General features: G+C 51.2%; 1 protein-coding gene. It reads left to right on the forward strand.

Annotation, left to right across the window (positions count from 1 at the left end):
• The coding region (locus KDK19_RS08775) for a hypothetical protein (RefSeq protein WP_257253932.1) at positions 1–1,465 on the forward strand (1,465 nt) is incomplete at its 5' end.
• Positions 1,466–1,679: the final 214 nt, after the last annotated feature.

Genomic DNA, 1,679 nt, shown 5'->3' on the forward strand with positions numbered 1-1,679 from the left:
CACTCCACTATGCTCCAACCCTTATTCAGGGATATCTGTAAAAGTGGTTGCCGTTTTCGGTTCGCTTTTAAAAAGCTATTGGAACCCCGATTCAGCGTCGTTTAACTTTGTGGAGCTCCGGGGGTCGAGTCAGGATCAACTGTTCGTGATCACCACTATGATGCCCGGCTCTGGAAACAAGCAACAACCCAACCCGCCATCAGAATCATCCGGGCAGGAAGCACTCCCTAAACCTACAGGCTTTTTCACTAGCCTTCTGTATTCTGATTCTGGCAGGGATAATGGAGTCCCTGGACGACACTCACATACGCTAGGTTTAAATTGTTTCGTCCATCCCTGTCATGGCGTTTGTCAATTCCGGCAGTCTTCCGATTCATCCGATACAACCTACCCTGCCGATCAGGCCATTTGCAGCTTGATAATATTCGGGGAGAATGGTCAGCTGCTGCAATGCGGGAAGACCTTCAAGAATGCAAAACCACTGTCGTGTCACAAAAGCAATTGTCACGCCAGGCAACAAACCTGTGACGTGCCCTTGATCTGGAAGGATGGCCAGCCGCGGCCATGCGGGAAGGTCTGCAAGGATACACATGCCCTGTCGAACCACAAAAGTGGATACCACACTGAACAACAAAGCTGTGACGTGACTGTGATCGGGGAGGATGGCCAGCCGAGGCCTTGCGGGAAGGTCAGCAAGAATGCTCACGCCCTGTCAGCTCATAAGAGGGGATACCATACCGAACAAAAAACCTGTGATGTGACCGTGATCGGTGAGGACGGCGAGCCGCAGCCATGCGGAAAGCTCTGCAACAATGCTAACGCCCTGTCGAGTCACAAAGTCGGATACCACACCGGACAAAAAACCTGTGACGTGACCGTGATCGGGGAAGATGGCCAGCCAAAGCCGTGCGGAAAGATCTGGAAGAATGCTCAAGCCTTTAAGGATCACAAAAGAAGAGACCACACCGGACAACAAACCTGTGATTTAATCGTGGAGGGGAAGGCTGGCCAGCAGAAACCGTGCGGAAAGGTCTGCAGGAATGCCAAAGCCCTGTCGAATCACAAAGTCGGATACCACACCGCGCAACAAACCTGCGACGTGACCGTGATCGGCGAGGGTGGTTGGCGGCCATGCGGTAGGGTCTTCAAGAATGCTAACAGCCTGTTGGCTCACAAAAGTTCATACCACACGGGGCAACAAACCTGTGACGTAACAGTGATCGGGGAGGAAGGCCAGCAACGGCCATGCGGAAAAGTCTGCAAGAATGCAAAAGTCCTGTCGAATCACAAAACTGGATACCACACCGGACAAAAAACCTGTGACGTGGCCGTGGTCGGGGAGGAAGGCCAGCAACAGTCATGCGGAAAGGTCTGCAAGAATGCAAAAGTCCTGTCGAATCACAAAAGAATGCATCGAAAACGCAAGCCTCCTGTTAATGATCAAGACGATGACCTCAGGCCTTAGTCTGACAACCGCTCTTTCACGAGGTTTTCTTGATCTATCCTTGCTCTGTACAAGCCAGAATGCAGGGATAGGATTATTAAATACTCACTCTTTTCGGCACTGCGGTTGCTGTTACTGACGTTGTCTGTCGTCTGTCAGGCCGAACCGTTGACAAAACTTTTTATTGTCGACACCAAAGACACTCCACTATGCTCCAACCCTTATTCAGGGATAT

Origin of the sequence: Endozoicomonas sp. ONNA1, from assembly GCF_024606325.1 — a bacterium.
GTDB lineage: Bacteria > Pseudomonadota > Gammaproteobacteria > Pseudomonadales > Endozoicomonadaceae > Endozoicomonas_A.